Annotated in this window: 4 protein-coding genes; 1 reads left to right on the top strand and 3 read right to left on the bottom strand. The window is 75.0% G+C overall.

Going from position 1 to position 5435, the window contains the following annotated elements; all coding sequences use genetic code 11:
• Nucleotides 1-1229 (top strand): PLP-dependent aminotransferase family protein (locus tag EAD98_RS01360; protein WP_147457311.1); only part of this gene is annotated, 1229 nt, incomplete at its 5' end.
• Nucleotides 1230-1280: 51 nt separating this feature from the next.
• On the opposite strand, the gene EAD98_RS01355 is transcribed toward EAD98_RS01360, so the two are convergent.
• The 3 genes from EAD98_RS01355 to EAD98_RS01345 form a co-directional block, all read right to left on the bottom strand.
• Nucleotides 1281-2075 carry a DUF6297 family protein gene (locus tag EAD98_RS01355; RefSeq protein ID WP_121652262.1) on the bottom strand — a complete coding sequence of 265 codons (795 nt, stop codon included), beginning with the start codon at nt 2073-2075 and terminating at the stop codon, nt 1281-1283.
• 70 nt (nt 2076-2145) lie between these two features.
• Complete coding sequence (locus tag EAD98_RS01350) at nt 2146-3609, bottom strand: NADH-quinone oxidoreductase subunit NuoF family protein (RefSeq protein ID WP_199723212.1); 1464 nt, start codon at nt 3607-3609, stop codon at nt 2146-2148.
• Nucleotides 3609-5195, bottom strand: coding sequence for a ferric reductase-like transmembrane domain-containing protein (locus EAD98_RS01345; RefSeq protein ID WP_233583671.1), 1587 nt, complete (start codon nt 5193-5195; stop codon nt 3609-3611). Before EAD98_RS01345 ends, EAD98_RS01350 begins: the two co-directional genes overlap by 1 nt.
• Nucleotides 5196-5435: the final 240 nt, after the last annotated feature.

Below are 5435 nucleotides of genomic sequence, written 5' to 3'. Positions count from 1 at the left end.
GGGCACGGCCGCCGGCGTCCGCCCCGGCGGCCGTGCCCGTGCCGGCCGCGCTCTTCCCACCCGCTCCGGGCAGCGACATCTTCGACGCCGTACGCGCGGCGAGCGCGACCATCGACCTGACGCCCGGCATACCCGACCTGGCCGCCTTTCCGCGCGCGGACTGGCTGCGCGCCGAACGGACCGTGCTGCGCCACCTCGTCGCGGCCGACCTGGGCTACGGCGACCCGTGCGGCACGCCCGCGCTGCGCCGGGCCGTGGCCGCCTGGCTGGCCCGCAGCCGGGGCGTCGCCGTCGACCCCGCCGAGGTGATCATCGTGGCGGGCGTGTCCCAGGCGCTCGGGCTGCTCGCCCAGGCGCTCGGCCCGGCCGGCGTCGACCGGATCGCGGTCGAGGACCCGGGCTCGTTGGGCGTACGGCAGCACCTGAACAACTGGGGGATCCCCACCCCGCCGGTCGCGGTGGACGGCGCCGGCCTGCGCGTCGACGAGCTGGCCGCCAGCGGTGCGCCCGCGGTGATGCTCACCCCCGCGCACCAGTTCCCGACCGGCGTGGTGCTCGACGGCGACCGCCGCCGCCAACTCGTCGACTGGGCCCGGGCCGGCGGTCTGATCATCGAGGACGACTACGACGCCGAGCACCGCTACGACCGGCCGCCGGTGCCGGCGCTGCGCGGCCTGCTGCCCGAGCAGGTCTGCTACGCCGGCAGCGTGTCCAAACTGCTCGCCCCGGCGCTGCGGGTCGGCTGGCTGCTCGTGCCGGCCCGCCTCCGGGAGGCGGTGGTCGCCGCCAAGCGCAACGCCGACCTGGGCAACGCCGTGCTGCCGCAACTGGTGCTGGCGGAGCTGATGACCTCCGGCGCGCTGGAGCGACAACTCCGGCTGCTGCGACGCCGACACATCCGTCGCCGCGACGCGATGATCGCCGCGCTGACCCGGCACCTGCCCGGTGCGACCGTGCACGGCGCGGCCGCCGGGCTGCACCTGATGATCACACTGGACGCCGAGCTGGCCGACACTGAGCTGGCCGCGGCGACGTTGGCCCGCGGCGTGAAGGTGCAACCGCTGTCCTGGCACTGCCAGCGGCCGCACCGGTCAGGTCTGGTGCTCGGCTACGCGGCGAACACCGCATCGGACATCGAGGAGGGCGTCGCGACGATCGCCGGCGCGCTCCGCCAGCTCGACGCCTCCGTCGGCACCCCCGAGGCGGCGCAGAGGTCGAGACGATCATGAACATGGTCCGCCGGTTGGACGGCGGAGCCGCCCCGGGCGAACCCCGCGCGGTCAGCCCAGGAACAGGCGGACCAGGACCAGTACGGCGAGCAGCGCCGGCCCGCGCCCGCCCTGGCGCAGCAGGTCGACCGGGATCATCCCGAACGGCGTGTTCACCGTCGCGCCGCCGTAGTTGATCGGTGGTCGGGTGCCGCTGCGCCACGCGGCGGCCACCACCCCGAGCGCCAGCACCGGCCCCAGCCAGGGCGGCCCACCGTCGACCGTCGGCACGGTCAGCAGCCACCACAGCCCCGCGCCGATCGCCGGCACCACCACGTGGATCCCCCGTAGCGCCGCGTCGCTCCCGCCGAGCGCCCGGCGCAACCCCGGCGACCGGCTGATCGACCGCAGGCCACCGGTCAGCCGGTCGGTGGCGAGGTAACCGAACACCACCTGCGCGGCGCCGGCCAGGCCGGGCAGGGCGAGCGCGGCGGCGTACTGGACGAGGATCAGCGCCGTCCAGATCAGCAGGGCGCTGGGGTGCCGGCGCAACCGGCGCACGTCGGCCTGGAGCATCGCCCACCAGCCGGGGCCGGAGAGGAACCGGCGGCTCCGCACCCGGCCGATCTGCCGCCAGCGCCGGCTCTCCACCAGGCTGGCGAGCATGCTCGGGTCGAGCAGGATCGTGGCCGTGGCGGCGGCGTTGGCGAACTGCGCGCCGGTCGTCAGCGTGGCCCGGTCCACCCGGGGCAGCGCGCGTACCGCCAGGACGGTGGCGGCGACCGCGAGGGGCACCCCGACGGCGACCAGCGCGGCGGCCGGTGCGACGGCCCGCCGCGGCCACCTCCGTACGTGCCAGCTGCGCATCCGCGTCTCCCTCCACAGTCGTCAGGAAAGGCACCCTCCTCCGCCCGAGGCGTCCGGAAGGGGCCCTCTCCTACTCGGCCTTCGCTAGTCGGAGGGCGAGCTCCGGGCAGACCTTGACCGCCTTCAACGCGCCCTCCCGCAGCCAGGTCGGCACGGGGGTGGGCGGGAAGGCGGGGTAACCGTTGGCGTCCAGGCGGATGAAGTCGGGCACCACGTGCGCGCAGAGCCCGTGCCCGTCGCAGCGCGACCAGTCCAGGGTGAGCTTCTGCGGGTCTCCGTCCGGCGCGCCCGGCAGCCCCATCACGCCCTTGACCCGCCGGCCGCAGCCGTCGCCGGTGCTGTGCAGCCGCAGGTCGTCGGCGAAGACCTCGATCGCGGAGAGGGCGAACCGGGCGGTGCCGTCCGGGTGGCTGCACGCGCCCCGGCCCTTCACCTCGCCGGCGGCGGCCCGCACCACCTCCGCCGGTTGGCTGCCGGCGACCGCCAGGTCCACCGCGCGGGCCAGGTCCGGCAGGCCCATCTTGCACGGTCCGCACTGGCCGGCGGACTCACCGGCCAGGTAGCGCACCACCTGGGCGGCCTCACCGAGCGGGCAGGTGTCGACACCGATCGGGATGATGATGCCCGCGCCGAGGGTGCCGCCGACCGCGGCCAGGCCCTTGCGGGAGACCTCGGCCTTCTCCGCCGCCTCGGGGGTGATCCACTTGCCGTGGTAGCCGCCCATCAGGATGCCCTGGACGTCGGGCACCTCGCACAGGTCGAGGACGTCGCGCAGCGGCATACCGGCGGTGCACTCCACCACCGCCGGTCGGCCGGCCGCGCCGGTCACGGTGAGCAGCACGGTGCCTGGCTCGTCGTCGGTGCCGAGCGCCGCGTACTCGTACGGGCCCAGTCGGGCACCGACGGCGAGTTGGGCGAACGTCTCGGCGTTGGACAGCAGGGTGGGCAGGCCGCTGACCCCGGAGTCGCTGGAGCGCTTCTTGGTGCCCGGCGGGATGTGCGGCAGCCCGTTGATCCCGTTGACAAGCGCGCCGCCCTCGCCGGAGATGAACCGGTGCGGCACGGTGACGATCGTCGTCTGCACCGGCATCCGGCGCTCTTCGAGCGCTTCCATCAGCGAGTCCCGGCCGACCCCGTCGTCCGCCACGCCGATGACGATCTCGTCGGCGTCCAGCGCGTACGCGGCCAGCGCCGCCCCGTCCAGGATCAGGTGCGGGGCGCGGGTCAGCAGCACCTTGTCCTTCCAGCTGGCCGGTTCCCCCTCGCTGGCGTTGACCACCACCACGGCGGCGAGGTCCTGCCGCTCGCAGGACTCCAGCACCGCGCGCATCTTGCGGGCGAACGGGAAACCCGCCCCGCCCTTGCCCTTGAGCTGCATGCCCTCGGCGAGCCGGAGCAGCTGGGCCGGTTCCATCGGGCCGATCGGCCCGTGCACCTCGTCGTGCGCGGCCAGGTCCAGCCGGCCGAACTCGGCGAACCCGGCGGTGAGCCGGGGCTCGCCGACGCAGGCCACCGGAGGCACGGTCGTACGCATCACTTCGCCTCACCCCGCAACCCGGCCCAGTACGCCCCGTCCACCGCGTCCGCGTTGGCCTTGCGGCGCTTGGCGGCCCGGCCCTCGGCCCGTCGGGCACGGCGGGACGCCAGGTCGACCAGGGTCGGGGTGTCGTCCACGGGAGGCGCGACCTCGTCCGGCACGTACCGGGCCGGCGGGCGCCAGTAGTCCGGCTCCTCCGGCAGGTCGTCCTCGGCGCTGTGCCGGCCGCTGCCGCTGCGCGGCGCCGCGGAGATCGGCCCAGCGGAGATCGGCTCGGCGGAGACCGGGCCGGCCGAGATCGGCTCCGCGGCCTGCCACCGGCGTGGGCTGTCCCACGGCTCCTCGGGCTCCTCGATCCGCCGGGGCGGGGTCGAGTACCGGGTGCCGTCGTCCTCCGTGCGGGACCGGCGGGTGGACCGCTCGGCGACCGGCTCCTCGACCGGCGCGCCGCTTCGCCGCCGCCCGGTCGGGACCGCCTCGTCCCGGTCGCGGACGCGCTCGCCGCGGCGCCGGGCCACCGGCTCCAGCTCTTCCTCGTCGCGCCGGTCGCGCGCGGCCCGTTCGGTGCCCCGGCGGGCCACCGGCTGCTCGTCGCGCCGGCGTCGGCTGGGCCGGACGGGTTCGCTGAGCGAGCCCGGCTCGGGCACCACCGGAACGGTGAAGCGCTCGGGGTCGCGCGGGCGGGCGGTGGCCGGCGCGGCCCACGTGGCGGTGGTGGTCTCCGCCCAGGCGGGCCGCTTCTCCGCTCCGCTGTCGCGGCGTCGGCCGAGCCCGGCCAGCACGGTCCGGCCGCGACCCTCGTCGCCGACCCGGCCGGCCATCACCGCGTTGCGCACGGCGGCCTGGTGCTGCTCGCGGCTGCGCCGGCCGATGGTGACCGAGAGCCGGACGAGCAACGCCAGCACCACCAGAAGGACGCAGGCGAGGTAGCTGAACACCACCCAGGACTGCGCGGCCCGACCGGCGTTGAGGCCGTGGAACAGGGCGAACGGCCAGGCGACGTACGCCATGGAGTGCAGCGAGCGCCAGAGCCACTTCGGACCGACGCCGGCGAAGCGGGCGCGGATGATGCCGGTCCAGATCACGCTGGCCATCAGCAGGGCGGCCACCGTGCCGAGCCCGACGTAGAGCCCCCGGCCGCCGACGAACGGCACCAGAGCGTCGGTCGCCGCCGCCCGCCCGGTCGCGATCTTCGTCAGCACGTGGAAGAGCAGCCCGGCGACGCCGAGTACGCCGGTGGCCCGGTGCGCCGACTGCAACAGCACCCGGTGCGAGATGCGCAGCACGAGGCGGTCGGTGGCGAGCAGGCCGAGCATCACGGTGAGGCTCAGCGACACCAGGGCGATCACGCCGGCGAAGAACTCGGTGAAGAAGAAGCCGTACGCGTAAGCCTTCTGACCCGCGCCGGTCAGCATGGTCGCCGCCCAGAGCGCGGCGAGCACCGACGCGATCAGCAGGGTGGTCGCCGACCGTGACCGGGTTCGCACCCCCCGACTGCTGGCGCTGGTCCGGACGGGGGGCGCCTTCTGGTTCTGCTTTGCCCGGGCCATCTGCTCCTCGATCGTCTCGCGGCGGCGCACCACCGGCCGACCCCTGCTCCCCCATCCAGTACGGACCGAAGGGGCGTGCGGATCACCCCGGGATGGAAATTTCTGGGCCGGATCGAACCAACCGCCGCCGGGGCGCGTGTAGCGGCGATCGCAAGGCAGTGATGAATGTCCATGCATTGACAGTCGCTGCAACACGCTTGTAATCTTTCGGCAAATTTCAGCCCTGGTTGCAAGATTCCGACAACCGGGCTGTCCCCCGTCGCACCCCCACCC

It is taken from the genome of Micromonospora sp. CV4 (assembly GCF_003667455.1).
Classification (GTDB): Bacteria; Actinomycetota; Actinomycetes; order Mycobacteriales; family Micromonosporaceae; genus Micromonospora.
This window is presented reverse-complemented; position numbering and strand designations above follow the sequence as displayed.